This is a genomic window from Terriglobia bacterium (genome assembly GCA_020072785.1).
Taxonomy (GTDB): domain Bacteria; phylum Acidobacteriota; class Terriglobia; order Acidiferrales; family UBA7541; genus Acidiferrum.
In genome coordinates this window covers 480,684-502,750 of sequence record JAIQGG010000001.1, presented here as the reverse complement: position 1 = coordinate 502,750, position 22,067 = coordinate 480,684, and the positions used below count along the sequence as shown (strand labels likewise).

The window sequence follows — 22,067 nt, the reverse complement described above, 5'->3', positions numbered from 1 at the left end:
TTTTCGCGCTGCGCAGGACGTGCGGCGCGGCCATATTGGCCGCCGGAGCGCGGGGGGATCAGAAATCGAAGCGGTAGCCGAGGATCATTTTGGCCAGGAAGTGGTCGGTGGAGGAAGTGAGTCCGGCGCCCAGCCCGAAATTGATCTCCCACTTGGGCGAAACGTTCAGGTCCACCACTGGAAAGATCTGGTGCTGCTGCTCGCGCAGCGGATCGAAGCCGGTGATCGGCCCCAGGGCCCCGTAATATTCGATCCCGCCGGAGATTTTTTTCGTGAAGTCGTAGCCCACCTTGAAATTCGGAGAAAAAGCGAAGCCGCGCCCGGTGTTTTCCCCGTGGATGGCGCGCTCCAGCGCCGGATTGAATGCCAGATACCACTTTCCCAGCTGCTTATCCACCACCGGGCGCATCTCCCACGTCCAGGTGTCGGTCGAGAACGTCCGCCGCTGGTAGCCGATCTCGTTCGACAGGCTCACGCCCACGGGCCAGTGCCATATTTCCGGCGCGCGCACCCGCGGCCGGATGTGCGTGCCCACAAAATCGATGCCGTTGCCGCTCCGCGAGGAGGTGAAGATGTAGAAGCCGGTCTCGAACCACTCGCTGAAGCCGTGGGTGATCTCCAGCGTTTCGTGCAGCGCGTGGTGCGTGGGCAGCAGTCCGTTGTCGCTGCTCTTCGATCCGTTGATCGTGAAGTTGCTGTGCAGCTCCACCATGGTGTGGTGCGGCGGCACCTGGTCGTAACCGTACACCTGGATCTCGTAGTTGTCCTGCGCCGCCCCGCGCGGCACGAGGAGAAAACCACCGAGAACACAGACCGCGCAGAGCGACATCCGGGAAAAGAGAGTAAGCAAAGTTCGATCCTATCTATGCGTGGGTAGGGGCCTGTTGACCGCTTCGCGGTCACAGAAATAAATGGTACTGCAAGTGCCAAGAAGCTGGAAGCGGAGCGCACGGGAACCACGCCACGCCCGGCACCTCACGCGTGCGGGTGCGCTTTGTCGTAGATATCCATCAACTGGCGGATCGAGGCGTGCGTGTATTTCTGCGTGGTGGAGAGCGACTGGTGCCCCAGCAGCTCTTGAATGACGCGCAAGTCCGCCCCGTCGGCCAGCAGGTGCGTCGCAAACGCGTGCCGCATCGAGTGCGGGTGCAAATCCCAGTTCACGTTCGCCAGCCGCACGTATTTCTTCACGATGCGCCCCACCGACCGCTGCGTCAGCCGCTGCCCTGCGTAATTCAGAAACACCGCTTCGGCGTGCGGCAGCCGCGTCCCCTGCGCCTGCTGCAGGAGCTGCTCGCGCACCGGCCAGTAAGCCTCCAGAGCTTCCTGGGCCTTTGTGCCGTAAGGCACGATGCGCTCCTTATCGCCCTTGCCGCACACCCGCAGCATGCGTTCCTTGCGCTCGATGTCCGCCAGGTTCAGCCCCGTGAGCTCGCTGACGCGCAGCCCCGCGGCGTAGAGCAGCTCCAGCAGCGCGCGGTCCCGCCGCAGCAGCAGCGTGGCGTCTTCCCGGGCGCGGCGTTCCGCGCGCGGCGTGGCCGGCCCCGTACGCACCAGGCGCCTTCCCGCACCCGCTGCAGCAGCGGCCGTGGGGCCCATCCCGGCGAGCTGATTCAGAAACAGGTTCATCTCCTCGGCGGAAAGGACGGAAGGGATGCGCTTAGGCAGCTTCGGCGTGGCCACCAGCCGCGCGGGATTTTCCTTCAGCAGCGCTTCGCGCACGCAGTATTTGAAGAACGACCGCAGCGCCGCCAGCTTCCGTGCGATCGAGCTCTTCTGCAGCTCCTGCTCGTGCAGGTGCGCGACATATTCACGGACGACATGGTGGGTGATGGCCGGGAGCGCGGGCAGCTGCGCGCCCGGCGGCGAAAGATAGGCCAAGAACTGTGCCAGGTCTTTGCCGTAATTCAGGATCGTGTGCGGCGACGAGTTCCGCACCGACTGCAGATACTCCAGATATTTCTTGGCAGCTTGTTTCATTCCCGGCAGGGCCCTTTCACTCTTATCCCTGCATTATAGGCACAGTTGCATCAGCTGGTATGCGGATTGGCAGGGGAGGTTCCACATGGCGCAGGGCCCCTGGCGCAGGAAGAGCGGGCGGTCCATTTCGCACGGGCCTAGGCCCCGCCCGTGCCCCGCCGGCGCTACCAGGCCTCCTGGCCCCATCGGATAACGGCAGAGCCGTTCGCTACTTAAGGTTTGGCGGCCACGGGCTCGGGCGTTTCCGGCTGCGGCTGGCCTTCCCCGAGCACGATCTCCCAGTCGCAGCCTTCCTTGATGCAGGAGCGGAAGTTGCCGGCCTTGGTGCGTTTTTCCACGATGAACGCCGCGCCGCACTTCGGGCAGGGCTCGGCCACCGGCATGTGCGGCGTCGTGAAGTCGCACTCCGGATACCGCGAGCAGCCGTAGAAGACCCGCGGCCGTCCTCGCCCGCCTTTCCCCGCGCTGCCCCGCCGCACGAATTCCCCTTCCGCGCACTTCGGGCACTTGATCCCCAGCGTGATCGGCCGCGTGTACTTGCACTTCGGATACGCCGAACAGCCGATGAATTCCCCGAACCGCCCGTGCTTCTTCACCAGGCCAGTGCCGCACAACGAGCACTTCTCATCCAGCGGCTCGTCCGGCTGGCGCGCCTTGCGCGTCCCCGCCACCAGCCGCCGCGTCGTCCGGCAATCCGGATACCCCGTGCAGGCCAGGAACGGCCCCCACTGCCCGCGCTTGATGGCCATCTCCTTGCCGCAGGTCTCGCAATATTCGACGGTGTTCTCGCTTTCCACTTCCTCGCCCCCGATTTCGGGAGAAAGGTCCTGGATGAAGTCACACTCGGGATAGCGCGAACAGCCCAGGAAGAAGCCCAGCCGGCTGATGCGCTCCAGCAGCTCGCCCTGGTCGCACTTCGGGCACTTTTGCCCCGTGGGAATGCCTGCCTTGTACGACTGCATCTCCCCGCCGGCCTTGTCCAGGTCCAGCTCGAATCTATCCCAGAAATCCTGCACGGACTTGCGCCACGGCAGCGTGCCCTCTTCGATCTCGTCGAGCTCCTCTTCCAGCCGCGCCGTGAACGACACGTCGAAAATATCCTCGAAGCTCTTCACCAGCAGCCCGCTCACGCGCTCCCCCAGCATCGTCGGCGTGAACCGCCCCTGATCCTTCAGCACGTACTCGCGCTCCACGATTGTCGAGATGATCGACGCATACGTGGACGGCCGCCCGATGCCCTTCTCTTCCAGATCCTTCACCAGCGTCGCTTCCGTGTAGCGCGGCGGCGGCTCCGTGAAATGCTGGTCCGGGCGGATCTTGTCCAGGCGCAGGGTCTGCCCCTCTTCCACCCGCGGCAGCGCCTTGCCCGCTCCCTCTTCGTCTTTCTCGTCTTCCTCGCGGTCCGTGGCCGATTCCGGCATCTGGTAGACCCGCAGGAAGCCGTCGAACTTCTGCACCGAACCGCTGGCCCGGAAGGTGTACTCCCCCGCGGAAATGTCAATGGTGGTCTGGTCGAAGACTGCCGGCAGCATCTGCGAGGCCACAAAGCGCTGCCAGATCAGCTGGTACAGCTTGAAGGTGTCGTCCTCCAGGAACGGCCGCACATCCTCCGGCGTGCGCGTCACGTCCGTCGGGCGCACCGCTTCGTGCGCTTCCTGGGCGTCCTTCTTGGACTTGTAGAAATTCGGCTTTTCCGGCAGATAGTTCGCCCCGAAGCGCTGCGGAATCAGCTCGCGCACCTGCTCCAGGGCGTCGTTCGAAACCCGCACCGAATCCGTGCGCATGTAAGTGATCAGCGCCACGGCGCCTTCCTGCCCCAGCTCCACGCCTTCGTACAGGCGCTGCGCGATGCCCATGGTGCGCTTGGCCGTGTAGCGCAGCCGGTTGTACGCCGCCTGCTGCAGCTTCGACGTCGTGAACGGCGGCACCGGGTTGCGCTTCTTTTCCTTTTGCGTGACCGCGGCGACCTGCCACTTCGCCTTTTCCACCGCCGCGACGATCTTCTCCGCCTCGGCCTGGTTGGTAACCTCGATATCCTTGCCGTTCTGTTTGGTGAGCCGCGCCTCGAATAGCGGCGGCTGCCCGCCATCCAGCAGCGCGTGGATCGTCCAGTATTCCTGGGGCACGAACGCGCGAATCTCCTGCTCGCGTTCCACGATCAGCCGCAGCGCCACAGTCTGCACCCGCCCCGCGGACAACCCCCGGCGTACTTTGTCCCACAGCAGCGGCGAAATCTTGTAGCCCACCAGCCGGTCCAGCACCCGCCGCGCCTGCTGCGCATCCACCAGACTGGTGTTGATCTCCCCGGCCTTCTCGAACGCCGCCTTGATCGCCTTCGGCGTAATTTCGTTGAACATCACCCGCCGGAACTTCTTGCGGTCGGACTTGCGCGCTGCCAGCGTCTCCAGCAGATGCGCGGAGATCGCCTCCCCTTCGCGGTCAGGGTCCGTCGCTAGATAGATGTTCGGAGCGTCCTCGGCGGCTTTCTTCAGCTCCGCGATCACCTTGATCTTCCCGGGAATCACTTCCAGCGTCGGCTCGAATATGTTTTCGTCCGTCACCACCACCGGCGGCGGCGCCGGCTTCTCTTCTTTCCCCTTGCCGGCCTTCGTCTTGGCTCCGGCCTTGGCCTTCTTTTTCTTCTTCTTGGCCTCTTGCCCGGGCAGCAAAATGCCCAGCGTCTTCTTCGGCAGGTCCATGACGTGCCCATACGACGCTTTGACGGTGTACTCCCGTCCCAGATATTTGTTGATGGTCTTCGCCTTTGCGGGCGATTCGACGATTACGAGCGAACGTGCCATGTTTATGTTTGTAACCCCGGAACGTGATTCAGGAAGGTTCGGCGGCGAACGCTGTGTCTTTTCCGCTACCTTGCGCTGCCTGTCGGTGTATGACGGCGGCCTGGTCCGGCGCCCGGCACAAGACCCGATAACCGTCAGAGAAGGACCTTGCTGAACTGCTTGCCGGGGAGCTGCCGGACGATGCCTTTCATCTCCAGATCAAAAAGCGTAGCGAGAACTTCCGAAGAGTTCAAGCCGGAGCGCTCCACGAGGTCGTCAATCGGCAGCGGCTCATCGGAACTCAGCAGCTCGTAGAGCTTGCGCTCGGACGCGCTCAGCCCCTCCGCAACCAATAGATTCCCCTGCCCCGCTTCCGGTTGCATCGCCTGCACCAGCGCCGCGCGCACCGGCGTGGGCAGCTCCTCGATCACGTCCTCCGCGCCGGTCACCAGCTTGGCCCCCTGCTTGATCAGCTGGTTCGGCGCGAAACTCACCGGCTGGGTCACGTTCCCCGGCACTCCGAACACCTCCCGGCCGTACTCCATGGCCAGCCGCGAGGTAATCAACGAACCCGAATACTGCGCCCCTTCCACCACCACGATCCCCAGCGGCATCCCGGCCACGATGCGGTTGCGCATCGGAAAATTCTCCGGCGCCGGATGCGTCCCCAGCGCAAATTCGCTGATCAGCGCCCCGTGCTCCAGCACCTTCTCGTACAGCTTCTTGTTCTCCTTGGGGTAGCAGACATCGATGCCCGTGCCCAGAACCCCGATCGCCCGCCCGCCCGGCGCAGCCAGCGCCCCGCGGTGCGCCAGCGCGTCAATCCCCCGCGCCATCCCGCTGACGATCACCAGTCCGCGCACCGCCAGGTCCCGCCCGATGCGCTCGGCCATCTGCGTGCCGTATAGCGTCGGCCGCCGCGTGCCCACGATCCCGATCGCCGCGCAGTTCAGGATCTGCGCATCCCCGCGCACGTAGAGCAGCACCGGCGGATCGTAGATTTCCAGCAGCGTCCGCGGATATTCCGGCTCCGTCCAGTTCAGCAGCCGGCAGCCCAGCTTCTGTACTCCCGCCAGCTCCTTTTCCGCGCGCGCCAACGCTTCTTTCTTGAAGATCGCCTGGGCCACCGGCGCGGGCAGGTTGCACCCTTCCAGCTCGGTGAGCGAAGCGCGGAAGACGCCTTCGGGGGATTCGAACTGGCGCAGCAGGCGCGCCGCAAGACGCGCCGCCAGCCCATGGGTGAGCGTCAGCGCGAGCCAGGAGAGGGAAGCAGCAGGCTCCATCGCGTGCCGAGCCTACGTGCAGGGTAACCGCCTTGTCAAGTAGTGCGAAGTGAAAGGCGCCTGTCAATGCTGAAAAAAGGAAATCCGCGGTTTGCAAATCGAAATTCGCCAGCGCAGCTCAGCTTGCCGAAAAGGGCCGAGTTTCGAATTTCGCATTTCGAGTTTCGGCTGGAACGCTCAGTGGCGCGGCTGCACTGCGTCCTCGGCAAGAATCGCGTCCAGCGTGTCCACAAAGAAATCCGCGTCGCCCTCGGTAAACACCAGCGGCGGCCGCAGCTTCAGCACGTTGTGCTGCGGCCCGTCCGTCCCCGCCAGGATGCCGCAGTCGCGCAGGCGGTTCACCACGTAGCCGGCTTCTTCCGTCGCCGCCGCGCGCGTTGTGCGGTCGCGCACCAGGTCCACCCCGAGAAACAGCCCCGAGCCGCGCACGTCGCCGATCAGCGCGTGCCGCCCCGCCAGCGCTTTCAGCCCGGCGATGAAATGCTGGCCCACGCGCAGCGCCTGTTCCTGCAGGTGTCCCTCCTCCAGCACATCCAGCACCGCCAGCCCCGCCGCGCACGCCACCGGATTCCCTCCGAAGGTGCTGAAAAACTCCATCCCGTTCGCAAACGACGCCGCAATCTCCGCCGTCGTCACCACCGCCGCCAGCGGGAACGCGTTCCCGATCGGCTTTCCCAGCACCACGATGTCCGGCACCACGCCCTGCGTCTCAAAGCCCCAGAAGTGCGTGCCCAGCCGCCCGAAGCCCACCTGCACTTCGTCGGCGATGCACACCGCGCCCGCCGCGCGCACGTGCCGGTAGGCCTCCGCCAGATACCCCGGCGGGAACACAATCTGCCCGCCCACGCTCGGCAGCGTCTCCGCAAGATACGCGGCCACGCCGCGCCCCTCCCCACGCACGCGCTCGAGAATCTCCGCCACGTGCCGCGCGTACTTCGCCCCGGCTTCCTTATCCTCGCGCCGGTACGCCCCGCGGTAGTCATCGGCCAGCGGCGCCACGTGCACCCACGGCTTGCGCCCGCGCCCCCCGGGCCCCTCGAACTTGTATGGGCTCACATCGATCAGCGTATTGGTGTGCCCGTGATAGGCGTGTTCGAGGACGATCACGTCCTCCCGCCCCGTGTGCGTGCGCGCCAGCCGCAGCGCCAGCTCGTTGGCCTCGCTGCCCGAGTTCAGGAAGTAGCAGACGCGCAGCGGCGCGGGCATCCGCCGCGTCAGCCGCTCCGCGTAGCGCACCACATTGTCATGCAGATACCGCGTGTTGGTGTTGAGCAGCGCCAGCTGCTTCTGCGCCGCGCGCACCACCCGCGGATGGCTGTGCCCCACCAGCGGCACGTTGTTGTACACGTCCAGGTACGCCCGCCCCGTGTCGTCGTAGAGATACTGCATCCACCCGCGCACGATCTTCAGCGGCTTCCGGTACGAGATGCTCAGGCTCGGTCCCAGCAGCGTCCGCCGCGCCGCCAGCGTCGCCTCCGGGTCCGGCGCCGGTGCGGGAAACCGCTCCGCGGGAATCCCCAGCAGCAGATTCGGATCGGGCGAAAGATCGCGCCACACCGCGCGCTCCGCGGCATAGGCCACGCCGGGAAAATCCGCGCCGCGGTCCAGCAGGTCCACGATCACCTGGAAATGCACGTGCGGCGCCCAGCCCCCGTTTTCCGCCGCCGTGCCCACGCGGCCAATGCGCTGCCCCCGGGCCACGTGCTGCCCGGCATGCAGCCCGCTCAGCGTGTCCTCGGTGAGGTGCCCGTAGAGCGTGAAGAACGGCACGCCGTCGCTCGTCCCATGCCGCAGAATCACCAGCGGCCCGTAGTCCAGCAGCGCCGTGTTGTTGGCCACCGTGTGCACCACGCCCTCGAGCGGCGCATAAATCGGCGTTCCCGGCTCCACGAAAAGGTCCAGGCCCAGGTGAATCGTGCGCCGCTCGTCGGTGGGATTGTCGCCGGCCCCGAAAATGGACGACGTGTACAGCAGCCGCGCCTCGTCGTACCGCCCCACGCCCACCGCGGCGCCGGCCTTCTTCATCTCCTGGAAAATCGTTTCCGTGAGCGCCGCAGTCTCCGCCGCGCGCGGGTCCGCGCCCAGCAGCGTGCTGCCCACGCTGAGATCAAACACGCGCAGCGGCGTCCGGCGCACATCGGTATCCAGCAGCGCAGCCGCGGTCCCCGCGTTCTCCGCGAGCCACCGCCGCACCGCACCGCTCTGCGGCACCGGCGCCATCCCGCAGGCCGCGCGGAACATGTAGTGCGCAAACCGCGGATGAATCTCCGCCAGACTCTCCAGCGCCTCCCAGGCCGGCGCCTCGCTGATCGTCACGTACGGATCATCCGGCTTCAGCGTCTTGCGATGCGCCGAATTCACCACGCTCACCGCCAGCCGCGCCCCCGCCAGCGCATACAGCAGCGCCACTTCCTCCTCGCGCAGCGGAAACGCCCGGTGATACCCCGCAATCACCGCTGCCGCCGCCCGCAGCGGCTCCTTCTTCCCCAGGATGGCGTAGGCCACGGCCACCGCCAGCTCCGCCACGGTCACGCTGTGGTGCATGTCGCCATAGTCGATCACGCTGACGGCCTGCCGCGGCTGCGGCCAGGCCTCGCCCACCAGCACGTTGTAGTCGTTGGCGTCCCCGTAGATCACGCTGCGCCGCAGCCGCCCCAGCGCCGGCACCACTTCGCTTTCGTACAGGGAGAGAAACCGCTCGACCAGCGCCCGCCGCCCCGGATCCGCAATGTGCTGCAGATACCCGCGGATCCATCCCGCCCGCGCCAAGTCCCACTTCCACTCCCGCTGCGCCGCCGCATGCGCAAAATCCGCGAGGCCCGCCGTCATCTCCCCCAGCAGCCGCCCCAGGCTTTCCAGCAGTTCCGGCGCGTGCGGCCGCGCTTCCGCCAGCACCGTCCCCGGCACGTACGTCAGCATCCACACCAGCCGCTGCGTGCCATCGGCAACGGTAAGGCTCTGGTAGGCCTCCCCGTTGCGCGCCGCCACCACCCGCGGCAGCGCCAGTTGCGGCGCCCGCCGCGCCAGATGCTGCAGCGCCCCGCACTGCAGATCGATCAGCGCCCGCTCCCGCGCCGGGTGCATTACCTTCAGCACCAACCCGCGCCCGTCCGTTGGCCGCTTTGCGGCCACGGTTTCCAATGTCGTCAGATGAAAATTGTGGTCGTACTCCCCCGGCAGCGCCCGCGCCGACACCTCCAGCCCGTAAATTTCCCGGGCCAGCCGCACAGCTTCTTGTTCGCTGATGGGTGCCGCCGCTTGATCTTCCTGAATCATGCCCAAATCTTATCCGCGAACCTGCCACGCGTCCATTCCCGCCTCCCACTCGCGCCATCTCACGTCGCGGCCACACAAAGGCGGGTCTTTTCCAATACTTTTCCACAACTCATTCGAATACTATTTTGTAATCTATTGAATTAAAGTTACTCTTCTGCTATCCTTTTTCGTGTTGCGCCAATTCCTCGTTCGAAACCTGCCGCCCCATTTCTTTCCCTCCCCGGCCCCAGCCGCAATTTCCAGCAACTCCTTTGTAATCCACACTTGCAAAAAAACCGCCTATAAACCGTTTAGAATCCGCACATACGAATTGCACGACTTAAAGTCCTTTGGAATCCGCACTTACAAAAATACCCGGGGGTGGGGGGTCTTACGGTTAACCACACATCCGATGAGGTCCGGTGTTTGGACTCCGGCCCGGCCGGAGATGTCTGTCCCGAGCGACCAGCGGGAGCCGAGGGACCTCTCCGAACCGCTTGCTCTCAACTTTCAACTGTTAGCTGTCAACTGCCGGTTTTCAATTCTTCCACGAGTCACGAGTCACCAGTCACGAGTCACCTCTCCGCGCAGCCTACGGATCGATCTCCTCGTCCATGCCCCCGATGGGCGGACCGTCCGGCGGCTCCGCCGGCGCAGCCACGGGGATGGCCTTGGGATTCTTCTGGAATTCCGCGATCTGCGCCGCCGCGAAGAAAAGATGCGCCCGCTCGGCTTCGTCTTTCGTGCCCGCCTGCGCGGCCGTGAGCCAGCTCTTCAGCTCCTCGAGCTTGAGCGCGGCCACGGCGCGAACCTGGCCGGAAGCGCGTTCGTTGGCGGCCAGCGCCATCAAGTCGTACAGCGCGACCTGGTCCACCACGCGCCCGATTTCCCCGGGATAACCCGTGCCGCGCGGCGCCTTCCACGTCGCGGCCAGCACCGCGTCGAGAACCTCCTCGAGCCCGGGATTCCCCGCGTCGCGCGCGTGGAACTCCACCAGCCGCGCCGCCCGCTCCGGATTGAACAGAAACTGCAGCGTCTGCTTGGCCTCGGCTTCCGCAGGGGCCAGGGCGTCGAACGCCGGGCTGGTGTGAATCTTGAAGAGTTCGCGCCCGCGGTCCGACTCCGGCACGCGCGGCGGAATGCTCTTCAGCAGCGATTCCGGCAAGGCCAGCGCCGCGGGCTGGAGCGTGGCCAGCACCGCCGCCAGCGCCCGTCTCTGTTCCGCCGGCGCAACGATCTGCGTGGGCGTTTGCCCGTCGCCGCGCAGCGCAAACGTGTAATCCATCCCGCCCACCAGCTTGCTCGCCGCCTCCACCTGGTAGCGGTGCAGCATGTACAGCGGCACCAGGGCCTCTTCTTGCGACGCCAGCGGCGCGCCTTCGCGGATGTTGTTCTCGCCAAAACGCCGCAGCGCCGCCGCGCGCACCTGCATCAGCCGGTTCAGCTCGTCCACCGCGTTCGCGCCCGTATCCCAGAGATGTGCGAGCGAGCTGGAAGATCCCGCCGGGCGCGCGTCCTGGTCGGTGAGGTAGCGCAGGCCGCGTGCAAATGCGTCGTTCAGAATCTTCCCCAGCGCCGCGTGCTCGTCCGTGCCCGGCGCGAAATCCTGATAGCCGTACGCGATGGACACTTTGTCCCATTCGCCGATGCCTGTGGCGTAAGCCTGCGAAAGATCGATGCTGCCGTCCGCGGCGAGTTTGGCCAGCGGCGGCGGATAATCCATCACCGAGGAGCGGTTCACCGTGCTCGACGAGTAGTTGTGCATCAGCCCCAGCGTGTGCCCCACTTCGTGCGCCGCGAGCTGCCGCAGCCGCGCCAGCGCCATCTCCTGCATCTTCGGCGAGATGCCCTGGCCTTTTTCATACGGCGCGAGCAGCGCTTCCGCGATCAGGTAGTCCTGGCGCACGCGCAGCGAGCCCAGCGTGACGTGCCCCTTGAGGATCTCCCCCGTGCGCGGATCGATCACCGAAGCGCCGTAGGACCACCCGCGCGTCGCCCGGTGCACCCACTGAATCACGTTGTAACGCAGGTCCATGGGGTCGGCGCCTTCCGGCAGCAGTTCCACGCGAAACGCGTCCTTGTAGCCCGCGGCTGCAAACGCCTGGTTCCACCAGCGTGCGCCCTCGAGCAGCGCCGAGCGAATGGGCTCGGGCGCGCCGCGGTCCAGATAATAGACGATGGGCTGCACGGGCTCGCTCACCGCGGCCCGCGGATCCTTTTTCTCCAGGCGGTGCCGGATGATGAAGTGTTTGACGACGGATTCGCTGACCGGCGTGGCGTAGTCCAGGTACTGCATCCCGATAAAACTGGAGCGCGGATCGAAGGCCCGCGGCCGGTAGCCCGGCGGGGGAAGCTGCACGAAGGAGTGGTGCTCGCGCACGGTGATGGATTCCGGAGCGGGCGTCACTTGGCGCACCCACTCGCCGGGGTCGTCGCCGGCGAACGTGAGCGTGGCCTCCACTTCCGTGTTCAGCGGAAAATTCCTGGTTCGCGGGAGGTACAGCGCGGAGCGCGCCGCGTCCAGATGATAGGCGCCCTGCTTGGTGCGCCGCAGCGCCGCGGGAACGCCGTGGGCGTCGCGCAGGAAAAAATCGGTGGCGTCCACGAAAATCCGGCCATCCTCTTCGGCGGCCACGGTAAAGCCCCACAGCGCGGATTCGGCGAACGAGTCGCGCACGGCGCGCCGCTCGTCGGGATCGCTGCTCCCCGCGCGGTAGTCATAGTTGGACTGCACCAGCAGAATCTTCGGCCCGCTGCGCTCGAAGCGCACCACGCGCGTCGCGCCGAGCTGCCCGCGGTCCAGCCCGATGTCGTTCGAGCCGACGCCGGCGGACAGCCCGCTCTGGTAGAGAAACTCCGCGCCCAGCTTGTCGATTTCCAGCCACAGCTTCCCCTGCTTGGCGTCCCAGTAGAGATTGAAGTAGCCCGGGAGCTTCTGCGCCCCCGCGGTCTTTTCGGCGATCGTCTTCTCTTCGGCGGGCGCGGTTGCCGCTTCGGGACGCAGTTGCGCACCCAGCGGCGCGCACAGAACGGCGGCAAACAGAACAAACGGGAGAAACTTCGGCATGGCTAAGGCCTCCGGAACGCTGCGGATTCTTTATACCAGAAGAAGCGCGTATAAAATTCTCTCTGTTATACTTTGGCTTCCGCGAGAGAACCGGTAACATGGCTAAACTCCGCATCTCCATCGTGCAATACCTGAACACCGCGCCGCTGGTTCGCGGCTTCACGCACGGCCCGCTCCAGGGCAAGTACGACTTGTCCTTCACCGTGCCGTCGCAGTGCGCCGAAGCCCTGCGCACCGGCGCCGCCGATATCGCCATCCTCCCGGCCATCGAATACCAGCGCATCGACGATCTGGTGGTCCTGCCGGACCTGGCCATCGCCGCGCAGCAGGAGGTGCGCAGCCTGCTGGTGATCGCCAGGAAGCCCATCGCCCAGGCCCGGCGCATCGCATTGGACCGCAGCTCGCGCAGCACGCAGGCCCTGGTGAAGATTCTCTCCGCGAAGCTCTGGAAGATCGCCCCGGAATTCACCGAGGCGGCGCCGGATGCCGCCGCGATGCTGCGCGACGCGGACGCGGCGCTGCTCATCGGCGACCCGGCGCTGCGCCTGGCGCTGCGCATTGCGGGAACGGCGGAGCCTCAGCCCGACGGCAGCATGCGCTGCCGCGCGGAGGCCGCGGGCCTCGCGGAAGGCGGCGCGCTCTTCGTCTACGACATCGTGCAGCAGTGGCGGCGCATGACCGGCCTTCCCACGGTGCTGGCGTTCTGGGCGGGGCGCCGCGCGGCCGTGACCCCGGAAGTCGTCGCCGATTTTCGGGCTTCGTGCGACTACGGCGTGGCGCGCATCGCGGAGATCGCCGCTGAAGCGGCGCGTGCGTTGCACCTGCCCGCTGATGAGCTGGACCGCTATTTGCGCGAAAACATCGATTTCACCTTGGGCGAAGAAAACCGCCGCGGCCTGGTCCTGTACTTCGACTGCGCCGCCGAGTTGGGGCTCATCCCGCGCGCCAAGCCCGTCGCCTGGGCGGCAGTGACGCGAGCACGCGCATCGGCAAAGCCGTAGAGGCGCGATACCTCCCGCCCGCCCGGTGAGTCCTGGCCGCGCTTACAGCGGGCACGCCGTGCTAGGGCGCGGATTCGAGTTTAGGCCCGGCATTCGCTAGAATGGATGCGCAAGTAAAAAAGGAATGGCCGTGGGACTGACCAAAGAACAAGCGCTCGAGATGCTGGCCTCCGATGACCTGGTGGGCCTCGGGATGGCCGCGCACCAGCTGCGCCTGAAGAAGAACGATCCGCGGATCGTCACCTACCAGATCGACCGCAACATCAATTACACCAATTTCTGCACCGAGTACTGTTCCTTCTGCGCCTTCTACCGCCCGCTGGGCGCCAAGGACGGCTACATCCTCTCCTTCGAGGCCATCTACAAGAAGATCGAAGAGATGCTGGAGCTGGGCGGCACGGGCATTCTCCTGCAAGGCGGGCTGCACCCCGACCTGCAGATCGGCTACTACGAAAACCTGCTGCGCTCGCTCAAGCAGCGCTTTCCGCAAGTGCACCTGCACTGCTTTTCCGCGCCGGAAATTCTGTGCATCGCGGAAGTGAGCGAGCTGAGCGTGCGCGACACCATCCAGCGCCTGATGGACGCCGGGCTGGACTCCATCCCCGGCGGCGGCGCGGAAATTCTCGACGACGAGATCCGCGGCAAGATCGCCCGGCTGAAGTGCACCAGCGACGAGTGGGAACAGGTGCACCGCACGGCGCACGCCCTGGGCCTGCGCACCACCGCCACCATGATGTTCGGCTGCGGCGAAGAGCTGCGCCACCGCGTCAATCACCTCGAGCGCCTGCGCCGCATCCAGGAAGACACCGGCGGGTTCACCGCCTTCATTCCCTGGATGTTCGCCGCGGACAACACCGCCCTCGGCAAAAAAGTGCAGGAAACCACCGCCGTGGATTACCTGAAGACGCTGGCCGTCAGCCGCCTGTATCTCGACAACATCGGCCACATCCAGTCCAGCTGGCTCACGCCGGGAATCAAGGTCTGCCAGGTGGGCCTGCAGTTCGGCGCCGACGACGTGGGCAGCATTTTGATCGAAGAAAACGTGGTCTTCGCCGCCGGCGTGAAGAACCGCACCAACGAAAGCGAGCTCCGCCGCGTCATCTCCGACGCCGGCTTCATCCCCGCCCAGCGCGACACCCTCTACCGCTCCTACGCCCTGAAATAAATCGCGGCCGCGGACGCAGTTTTCGGCAAACGGTCAATCCACCAAGCGAACCTGGATTTCGACTTCGCTGTCTTCGGGAATATTCAGGGGCTCGGCGAGGACCAGCGCGCCCCGGCAGTAGCGCGCGCGCAAGCGCCCGGATTCCAGCTTGCCGGCGCGCGCTGCGGCCTTGGCGGCGGCGTGCACCTTTGCGGGCGCGGCGCCGTGTGGCGTTTGCGCGGCGCCGGGGGCGGTGGCGTCGAGGGCTTCGTTGGCGAGGTCGTCGGCTTCGCGGTTCTGCTCGCGGTAGACGTGCTCGATAACGAAGGAGGCGAAGGACTGCGACATCTTCTTGGCGCGCTCGAAGAGCGGGCGCAGATCGGGGCTTTTCACCTTGTACAGGCCGCGCATCTGTTTCACGAGCAGCTCGGAATCGCTCTGGATGCGCACGCTGCGCACGCTGTGGGCCTGAGCGTAATCGAGGGCGGCGATCAGGGCGTAGTATTCGGCGACGTTGTTGGTGAAGCGGCCGATATATTTCTTGAGACGGGCGACGATGGCGCCGGAAGAATCGCGCACAACCACGCCGTAGGAGGCGGGGCCGGGATTGCCGCGGGCTGCGCCGTCGATGTTGCAGGTGTAGGAGCCGGAGCGCGGCGGATCGGGTGCGGCGGGCTCGTCAAAGAGCCGTGCGCCGGAGGGTGGAGCGGGCCGTTTGCTCATGACTTAGCGTCGCCGGCGGAAGCCGCCGGAGCGGAAGAGGGTGGTGCGGGAGGAGGCTCGACGACGTAGAGGATGCGGCCGCAGGTTTCGCAGGTAAAGATGGTTTCGTCGCCGGCGCGGGACAGCTCCTGATAGATGTGCGGGAGGACGCGCATGCCGCAGCCGCGGCACTGGCTGTCGCGGGCTTCGGCGAGGGCCACGCCATGGTGGCGCTTGGCGACGTGCAGGTATTTTTCGCGCAGCTCTTCGGGGACCGGAGCCAGTGCGGCTTCATGTTCGGCGCGAGAGGCTTCGAGTTCCTTCTGGCGCGCGGCCCGCTCCGCTTCAATCTGCTTGCGCTCGGCGGCGATCACCTGCTGAGCGTCCTTCAGCGCGGACTCGGCGTCTTTGGCGCGGCGCTCCAGGGCTTCGGCGGACATGAGGTGCTCGAGGACGCGGTCTTCGGCCTTGGCAACTTGGTCTTCGGCATTGGCGATTTCGTGCTGCAGGGCTTTGTAGGCTTCGTTGGTCTTGACCTGGCCGCTCTGGTCGCGGTATTTCCGGGCGCGCTCCTTCCACTGCTCCACGTCCCACTCGAACGTCTTGCGCTCCTTGAGGCTGGCGGTGAGCGCCTCTTTGGCGGCGGCAACTTCCTTCTGCGCGCCGGAGAGTTTGGCGTCGGCGTCGCGAATACGCTTAGGAAAGGCGTCGATTTCGGCGCGCAGCGCTGCGATGCGCTGGTCCACGCGCTGAAGCTCGACGAGACGCGGAAGGGCGGGGTGCATGGGGTGAAAGTTTAGCACACGCCCCGGGGCATCTTTCCAGGAACCCGCGCAGCGGATAGAATGCAGCGGCTGTTCAAGGAGGAGGAAGCGATGCCGCACGTTCAGATTACGTGGGTGGAGGGGCGCACGCCGGAGCAGAAGCGGAAGATTGCCGAGCGGGTGACGCAGGTGCTGATCGAGGATGGGAAGGCCAAGCGGGAGAACATTCACGTGGCGTTTCACGACGTCCCGGCGGCGAACTACGCCGAAGCGGGCGTACTGGTGGCGGACCAAAAACGCACGCCGTAGGAAGGCCGCGCGCGGGAGCACCGACGGAAACCCGTGCTCCCGGTTCCTGGCGCGCGCCTCCGTTGAAGGGGCCGGGGGCAGGCTGATCCTTCGCTTTGCGCCGGAACACAGCCCGCCCCTCCACAAGAGTTGTCAGGAGCGGGCGTCGCGGCGGACGAGCGTGGCATCCAGGAAGTAGCCGAGGCCGATGGCCAGGGGGATGGCCCCGAAGCTGGCGGCGACGAGGGCCTCCGGCTCGGAACGGGCGATGAGCGCAAACGTGGCGATGTAGCCGAGTGCGCCGGCCACCAGGACAATGCCGGCGCGGCGCGAGCGGGCCGCCTGCGAGAGTTCCGGCTCCATGGGCACGGGAACGCCGCGGGCGATGGCGGCGAGCTTCTCCTCGGTGCGCAGTTTGCGCACCCGGTAGTAGGTGTACAGCGCGGCCAGGGGAATCCCGAAAATCATGATCACGGCAACGAGGCCGATGAAATCTCCGTTCATGGTGTGCTCCTTCTTTTGTTTCTGTGACCGCGAAGCGGTCAACTCGAAAGCGGCGGTGGCGCTTGGATTTCGACGCTGCGAGAACCGCTGTCAGAAGAAGGTACGGAAGCGCGGGGGAGAAAGTTCCGCGGCACGATATCCGGGGGAGTTACTGCGCTTCGCGGACTTCCATGTTCTGGTCGGCGACGAAAGCGGGGTAGCGGATGGGGGAGCCCTCGGGGGCGGGGGCATGCTGGGCGTTTACGGTAAAGTTCGCGCCGGCGCAGTCGATCGAGTAGGAGTAACCATCGCGCTCGTACTTGGCCATCACCAGCGAGCCGGAAGAGGTGAGCTGCTCCAGGGTGCTGCAGGAGTCATGCTCGAGAATGTAGCTGCGTTCAGCCTTGGCGATCTGCAGGAGGTCATTCTGCACGCCGGTGATGGAGATGGCCTGGGTGGGAACGGTGCCCGGGGCGGCCGAGGGCATGTTCTTGATGTAGAAATAGTAGACGAGGCCGCTGACGGCCGCGACGACGAGAATGCCGATAAAACCGCGCATGCGGAAATTCTCCCGCGGCCCTGGCCGCGCCGCAAGAAGCACGGGCAGGGGGCGTGTACTAGTGCACACGGGGGGAAGGTTTTGCAGCGGCGGGCCGGGCTTCTGCTACACTGGCGCCAGCGTACGAGCCCCCCTCCCGGCGCCCATTTTTCTTGGAAGCATTTATGGAACTGATACTTCCGGCTGCCGATTTGCCCATGATGGACAGGCGGCACGAACAGGAACTGGAGGAAGCACGGATCATCCAGCAAGGGATGTTTCCGCCCGAGAGGCTGGCCATCGGCAGCGTCATAATGGCCCACAAGGTCGTGCCCATGACCGAGGTGGGGGGCGATTTCCTGGACTATTTCGCGCTTTCGGACGCGACCCTGGGACTGTATCTCGGCGACGTCTCGGGAAAGGGTTTGCCCGCGGCGCTGTATGCGGCGCTGGCGGTGGGAACGCTGCGCGGGGTGCAGAAGACGGGAGCGTGCCCGACGACGGTTCTGGAGCTGCTCAACAAGCGGCTGACGATGCGCGGGATTCCTTCGCGCTACGCGGCCACGCAGTACGCCCTCTATGATCCGCCGACGCGGCGTCTGCACATCTCGAACGGGGGAGTGCCCGGACCGCTGCACCTGACGGCGCGCGGCTGCCGGGAATTGCTGCTGCCGGGGATTCCGCCGGGGCTGCTGATGGAAGCGGGCTATGAGGTTACGACGCTGGAGCTGGAAGCGGGCGATTCGGTGGTCTTCTTCACCGACGGAATCAGCGATGCCATGAACCAGAAAGACGAATCGTACGGAATTGAGCGGCTGGCACAACTCTGCGCGCAGCACCGAAGCGCGCCCCCGGCGGAGCTTCTGGAGCGCATCTTCCGCGGCGTCGGAGAGTTCACCCACGGGCAGCCGCAACATGACGACATGACCGTGGCCGTTCTGCACTGCGAAAAATGAGGGCGCCGCGCCGGAAGAGGCGCGCCGCCATCCAAGCAACGGGCAAGCAACGGGAAGCCCGCCCCTGCCATCGAAGAAAGCGCACGGAAAAACGGGAATTTGTGCGGCGCCGTGGCACTGGCGTACACTGAATTTTTGGCGGTTGCGTCTAAGATCGTGAGTAGCCCGCCTGGCGGGCAACGGAAACACCGGCCGCTCTGCGGTCCGCGAAAACGAGGATCCCTTTGAACACGCTGATGCCCATCTTCCGGCTGTCTCTGCTTCTCAGTCTAGGTTTGCTGGCCGTGAGCGGGCCGGTGAACGTGCCGGCGGCGCAGGCGGCGCCGCGGGACGGCGCCGGGCCAGTCAAGGCCGCCGCGCGTTCGCCGCTGCTGGATGCGATGCAGACGGAACTCGACCGCTCGCTGGGGGTCCTGGGAAAGCTCGATCCTCCGGCCTATTACATCGGCTACACGGTGACGGAGTCGCAGCGGGCCGAGGTGTCGGGTTCGAACGGCGCGTTGCTCTCCAGCAGCGAGGGCAAGAGCCGCTGGCTGGAAGTGGCGGTGCGCGCGGGCAGCTACGCGCTGGACAACACGCGCAAGGTGGGCGAGCGGCAATCGCCGACAGCAGGCCCCGGCGGGCCCGTGCCGCTGGATGACGACGCCGAGGTGCTGCGGCGGACGATCTGGCTGGAGACCGACCGGCAGTACCGCGCGGCGGCGGAAGCGCTGATGAAGATCAAGACCGGCAAGGAAGTAAAGGTCGAGACAGCGGAAGGGCAGGCGCCGGATTTTTCAAGGGAAGAGCCACACACGGCGATCGGGCCGGTGGCGTCGTTCACGCTGGACCGCAAGCCGTGGGAACAGAAAGTGCGAGCGTACACGCAAGCGCTTCGCGCGTCACCGGCGATCATCAACTCCATCGTGACGTTCACGGCGCTGGCGCAGACGCAGTACCAGGTAACCAGCGAAGGGACGCAGCTGCAGTTCGGGCAGACGCGCTACCGCCTGGAGCTGTTCATCCAGGGCAAAGCGCCGGATGGAATGGACATCAACCGCTACTACAACTTCGACTGGGTGAACCCAGGGGAGGCTCCGGACGACAAGGCCGTGTATGCGGCGGAGGCCACGCTGCGCAAGGAGCTGGAGGGCCTGGTGGCGGCGCCCCTGATCGAACCCACGGCGGGTCCGGCGATGCTCACGGGGCGCGCCGCGGCGGTTTTCTTCCACGAAGTGTTCGGGCACCGCGCCGAAGGCCACAGGCAGAAGGACATCAGCGAGGGGCAGACGTTTGCGCGCAAGGTGGGCGAGGCGATTTTCCCGGATTTTCTGAGCATCACGGACGATCCGACCCTGCGGCGGCTGGGGAAGACGGACCTGCTGGGCTACTACCAGTTCGACGACGAGGGCGTGCCGGCGCAGCGCGTGACGCTGGTGGAGCACGGCATCCTGCGGGGCTTCGAGATGTCGCGCTCGCCGCTGCTGGGATTTCCGCACTCGAACGGACACGGGCGGCGGCAGGTGGGCTATGCGCCGGTGTCGCGGCAGGGCAACCTGATCGTGCAGAGCAGCAAGACCATGACCAACGCGCAGTTGCGCGCGAAGCTGATCGCGCTGGCCAGGGAACAGGGCAAATCGTTCGGGCTGCTGATCGACGACATCGAAGGCGGGTTCACGTTCACCGGGCGGGGACAGCCGCAGGCGTTTCAGGTGCTGCCGCTGGTGGTCTACAAGGTGTACACGGACGGGCGGCCGGATGAACTGGTGCGCGGGGTGGACATCGTGGGGACGCCGCTGGTGTCGCTGACGAAGATCGTAGCCACCGGGGACACCCCGGAAGTGTTCAATGGATATTGCGGAGCGGAATCGGGATCGGTGCCGGTGTCGGCCGCCTCGCCGGCGATTCTGATCTCCGAGCTGGAAGTGCAGAAGAAGGAGAGCGCGACGGACAAGCCGCCGATCCTGCCGCCGCCAGCGCACGACGCGGTGAAAACGGGAGGTGGGCGATGAGCCGCGCGATGCGTTGTGCCGTTCTGCTGCTGGCGGGAGTTGCGCTGCTGAACGGCACGCCGCTGCGCGCGCAGAGCAAGGATAACGACCAGACGCTGCGGGCCATGCGCGACGAAATGGCGCGTGCCAAGACCCGGCTGGAGCTGCGCATTCCGGGGACGGAGCAGCCCGTGCGGCCGTATTTTCTACAGTACCGGCTGCTGGATCTGGACGTGAAGCAGGTGGTGGCGGAGTTCGGGGCCCTGGTGTCCAGCACCACGACGCGCAACCGCTTCATGGATGTGGACGCGCGCATCGGCACCTACAAGCTGGACAGCTCCAATTACATCAGCGACGACGGGTTCCGCGGCTTTATCGGCCCCACCGGGGCGGTGGGCATCGACCGGGACTACGATTCCCTGCGCCAGGACCTGTGGATCGCCACGGACCAGGCCTTCAAGGAAGCGGTGGAAACCTATTCGCGCAAGCGAGCGTATCTGAGCAGCCTGGCGCGGCCGCCGGAGATCGACGATTTATCGCGCGAGGATGTCCTGGTCTCGATCGGGCCGCGACTGGAGCCGGACTGGAGCGCGCGCAACTGGGAGCAGGAGGCGCGGGAGACTTCGGCGGCGCTACGCGCGTATCCGCAGCTCTATAACTCGCGGGTGACCTACTACCTGGTGTACGCCACGGAATACCTGCTGACGAGCGAGGGCACGGAAATCCGCAGCAGCCGCAGCCTGGCGGCGATCGAAGCAGGCTTCGACACGCTGGGCGAAGACGGCATGGCGCTGCATCATTATTATGCGGCGTACGCGCTGCGGCCGGCAGAGCTGCCGGCCGTGGAGGCGGTGCGCCAGGGTCTGAACGTCGCGGCGGCGGAGTTGATGGCGATGCGCACGGCGCCGCCGGCGCAGGACTACACCGGGCCGGTGCTGTTCGAAGCACGGGCAGCGGCGGCGCTTGTGGCACAGGTGCTGGGGCCGGCGCTGAACGGGTCGCGGCCGCCGCTGTCGTTTCAGCCGGTGGTGGAGCAGATGCTCAGCGGGCTGGGCGGACGGAGCGACTGGATGGGGCGGCTCGGAGCGCGGGTGCTGCCGGCCAGCGTAACGCTGGTGGATGATCCGGGCGCGACGGAGTATCAGGGAAAGCCGCTGCTGGGCGGCTACGCGGTGGACGAAGAGGGAGTGCGGGCGCAGAAAGTGACGCTGGTGGAAAAGGGCACGCTCAAGAACCTGCTGATGTCGCGGCGGCCGGGCCCGGACTTTAACGGCTCGAACGGGCACGGACGCTCGGCGTTTCTGAACGATCCGCGGCCGACGATGAGCAATCTGCTGTTCACCTCGAGCGAAAGCGTTTCGCCCGCGGAGCTGCGCAAGCAATTCCTGGACAAGTGCCGCGAGGAGAAGCTGCCCTACTGCCTGGTGGTGCGGCAGATGGACAATCCGGCGCTGAGCCTGCAGCGGCAGGACGATTTTTCCGAGCTGCTGGCGAGCTTTGGGGGCGGCGCGGGGACGGGCGACCGTTTGCCGTTGGTCATCTACCGGGTATACCCGGCGGACGGGCGCGAAGAGCTGGTGCGCGGGGCGCGGCTGATCGGGATAAACACGCGGGCGCTGCGCAACGTCGCGGGAATCGGCAACGATGCGTTCGTCTATAACTACATGCAGAGCCAGATCGCGGGATTTGCGGGGACGGCGCTGGGAGCTTTCGGCTCGGCGCAGGGCGGGCTGCCGGCCTCGGTGGTGGCGCCGTCGCTGCTCTTCGACGAACTGGATGTGCGCGGAGCGCGCGGCGAGCCGAAACGTCTGCCGCTGCTCCCGGCGCCGCCGCTGACCGCGGCGCCGTAGTTCCCG

General features: G+C 66.0%; 16 protein-coding genes. 6 read left to right on the top strand and 10 right to left on the bottom strand.

The window, feature by feature from the left end; genetic code table 11:
* Nucleotides 1–58: 58 nt before the first annotated feature.
* The 6 genes from LAN61_02145 to LAN61_02120 all read right to left on the bottom strand — a co-directional run bounded on the left by LAN61_02145 (nt 59) and on the right by LAN61_02120 (nt 12,365).
* Nucleotides 59–829 carry a transporter gene (locus LAN61_02145; protein MBZ5539299.1) on the bottom strand — a complete coding sequence of 257 codons (771 nt, stop codon included), beginning with the start codon at nt 827–829 and terminating at the stop codon, nt 59–61.
* 146 nt (nt 830–975) lie between these two features.
* Nucleotides 976–1,980, bottom strand: coding sequence for a tyrosine recombinase XerC (locus tag LAN61_02140; GenBank protein MBZ5539298.1), 1,005 nt, complete (start codon nt 1,978–1,980; stop codon nt 976–978).
* Between the two features lie 212 nt (nt 1,981–2,192).
* Nucleotides 2,193–4,781: a type I DNA topoisomerase gene (gene topA / locus LAN61_02135; protein ID MBZ5539297.1), complete on the bottom strand. Its 2,589-nt coding sequence runs from the start codon at nt 4,779–4,781 to the stop codon at nt 2,193–2,195.
* 134 nt (nt 4,782–4,915) lie between these two features.
* Nucleotides 4,916–6,043: a DNA-processing protein DprA gene (gene dprA, locus LAN61_02130; protein ID MBZ5539296.1), complete on the bottom strand. Its 1,128-nt coding sequence runs from the start codon at nt 6,041–6,043 to the stop codon at nt 4,916–4,918.
* 177 nt (nt 6,044–6,220) lie between these two features.
* Nucleotides 6,221–9,319 (bottom strand): aminotransferase class III-fold pyridoxal phosphate-dependent enzyme, encoded by a 3,099-nt coding sequence (locus tag LAN61_02125; protein MBZ5539295.1) that lies wholly within the window; start codon nt 9,317–9,319, stop codon nt 6,221–6,223.
* Between the two features lie 571 nt (nt 9,320–9,890).
* On the bottom strand, nt 9,891–12,365 hold the full coding sequence (locus LAN61_02120) for a zinc-dependent metalloprotease (protein ID MBZ5539294.1): 2,475 nt from the start codon (nt 12,363–12,365) through the stop codon (nt 9,891–9,893).
* A 98-nt stretch (nt 12,366–12,463) separates the two neighbouring features.
* On the opposite strand from LAN61_02120, the gene LAN61_02115 reads away from it, so the two are divergent.
* Nucleotides 12,464–13,366 carry a menaquinone biosynthesis protein gene (locus tag LAN61_02115; GenBank protein ID MBZ5539293.1) on the top strand — a complete coding sequence of 301 codons (903 nt, stop codon included), beginning with the start codon at nt 12,464–12,466 and terminating at the stop codon, nt 13,364–13,366.
* A 130-nt stretch (nt 13,367–13,496) separates the two neighbouring features.
* On the top strand, nt 13,497–14,531 hold the full coding sequence (gene mqnC / locus LAN61_02110) for a dehypoxanthine futalosine cyclase (GenBank protein ID MBZ5539292.1): 1,035 nt from the start codon (nt 13,497–13,499) through the stop codon (nt 14,529–14,531).
* A 33-nt stretch (nt 14,532–14,564) separates the two neighbouring features.
* Here the strand turns inward: mqnC and LAN61_02105 are convergent, their stop codons facing one another.
* Nucleotides 14,565–15,233 carry a ribonuclease HI family protein gene (locus tag LAN61_02105; GenBank protein MBZ5539291.1) on the bottom strand — a complete coding sequence of 223 codons (669 nt, stop codon included), beginning with the start codon at nt 15,231–15,233 and terminating at the stop codon, nt 14,565–14,567.
* Nucleotides 15,230–16,015, bottom strand: coding sequence for a hypothetical protein (locus LAN61_02100; protein ID MBZ5539290.1), 786 nt, complete (start codon nt 16,013–16,015; stop codon nt 15,230–15,232). The genes LAN61_02105 and LAN61_02100 overlap by 4 nt, the downstream gene beginning before the upstream one ends.
* A gap of 72 nt (nt 16,016–16,087) precedes the next feature.
* Here LAN61_02100 and LAN61_02095 point away from each other — a divergent pair, with 72 nt between their 5' ends.
* Nucleotides 16,088–16,285, top strand: coding sequence for a 4-oxalocrotonate tautomerase family protein (locus LAN61_02095; protein ID MBZ5539289.1), 198 nt, complete (start codon nt 16,088–16,090; stop codon nt 16,283–16,285).
* Between the two features lie 132 nt (nt 16,286–16,417).
* On the opposite strand, the gene LAN61_02090 is transcribed toward LAN61_02095, so the two are convergent.
* Together LAN61_02090 and LAN61_02085 are read right to left on the bottom strand one after the other, a co-directional pair.
* A complete protein-coding gene (locus LAN61_02090; protein ID MBZ5539288.1) occupies nt 16,418–16,768 on the bottom strand; it encodes a DUF6249 domain-containing protein in 351 nt (116 codons plus the stop codon).
* A gap of 148 nt (nt 16,769–16,916) precedes the next feature.
* Nucleotides 16,917–17,306 carry a hypothetical protein gene (locus LAN61_02085; GenBank protein ID MBZ5539287.1) on the bottom strand — a complete coding sequence of 130 codons (390 nt, stop codon included), beginning with the start codon at nt 17,304–17,306 and terminating at the stop codon, nt 16,917–16,919.
* Nucleotides 17,307–17,470: 164 nt separating this feature from the next.
* On the opposite strand from LAN61_02085, the gene LAN61_02080 reads away from it, so the two are divergent.
* The 3 genes from LAN61_02080 (at nt 17,471) to LAN61_02070 (ending at nt 22,061) form a co-directional block, all read left to right on the top strand.
* Nucleotides 17,471–18,241 carry a serine/threonine-protein phosphatase gene (locus LAN61_02080; GenBank protein MBZ5539286.1) on the top strand — a complete coding sequence of 257 codons (771 nt, stop codon included), beginning with the start codon at nt 17,471–17,473 and terminating at the stop codon, nt 18,239–18,241.
* 224 nt (nt 18,242–18,465) lie between these two features.
* Nucleotides 18,466–20,232, top strand: a complete 1,767-nt coding sequence (locus LAN61_02075; protein ID MBZ5539285.1) for a peptidase U62 — start codon at nt 18,466–18,468, stop codon at nt 20,230–20,232.
* Complete coding sequence (locus LAN61_02070; GenBank protein ID MBZ5539284.1) at nt 20,229–22,061, top strand: hypothetical protein; 1,833 nt, start codon at nt 20,229–20,231, stop codon at nt 22,059–22,061. Before LAN61_02075 ends, LAN61_02070 begins: the two co-directional genes overlap by 4 nt.
* Nucleotides 22,062–22,067: the final 6 nt, after the last annotated feature.

Bases quoted from the DNA above. Each gene is read 5' to 3' on its own strand.
- LAN61_02145 (MBZ5539299.1), bottom strand. From the start codon at position 829: ATGTCGCTCTGCGCGGTCTGTGTTCTCGGTGGTTTTCTCCTCGTGCCG.
- LAN61_02140 (MBZ5539298.1), bottom strand. From the start codon at position 1,980: ATGAAACAAGCTGCCAAGAAATATCTGGAGTATCTGCAGTCGGTGCGG.
- topA (MBZ5539297.1), bottom strand. From the start codon at position 4,781: ATGGCACGTTCGCTCGTAATCGTCGAATCGCCCGCAAAGGCGAAGACC.
- dprA (MBZ5539296.1), bottom strand. From the start codon at position 6,043: ATGGAGCCTGCTGCTTCCCTCTCCTGGCTCGCGCTGACGCTCACCCAT.
- LAN61_02125 (MBZ5539295.1), bottom strand. From the start codon at position 9,319: ATGATTCAGGAAGATCAAGCGGCGGCACCCATCAGCGAACAAGAAGCT.
- LAN61_02120 (MBZ5539294.1), bottom strand. From the start codon at position 12,365: ATGCCGAAGTTTCTCCCGTTTGTTCTGTTTGCCGCCGTTCTGTGCGCG.
- LAN61_02115 (MBZ5539293.1), top strand. From the start codon at position 12,464: ATGGCTAAACTCCGCATCTCCATCGTGCAATACCTGAACACCGCGCCG.
- LAN61_02105 (MBZ5539291.1), bottom strand. From the start codon at position 15,233: ATGAGCAAACGGCCCGCTCCACCCTCCGGCGCACGGCTCTTTGACGAG.
- LAN61_02095 (MBZ5539289.1), top strand. From the start codon at position 16,088: ATGCCGCACGTTCAGATTACGTGGGTGGAGGGGCGCACGCCGGAGCAG.
- LAN61_02090 (MBZ5539288.1), bottom strand. From the start codon at position 16,768: ATGAACGGAGATTTCATCGGCCTCGTTGCCGTGATCATGATTTTCGGG.
- LAN61_02085 (MBZ5539287.1), bottom strand. From the start codon at position 17,306: ATGCGCGGTTTTATCGGCATTCTCGTCGTCGCGGCCGTCAGCGGCCTC.
- LAN61_02080 (MBZ5539286.1), top strand. From the start codon at position 17,471: ATGGAACTGATACTTCCGGCTGCCGATTTGCCCATGATGGACAGGCGG.
- LAN61_02070 (MBZ5539284.1), top strand. From the start codon at position 20,229: ATGAGCCGCGCGATGCGTTGTGCCGTTCTGCTGCTGGCGGGAGTTGCG.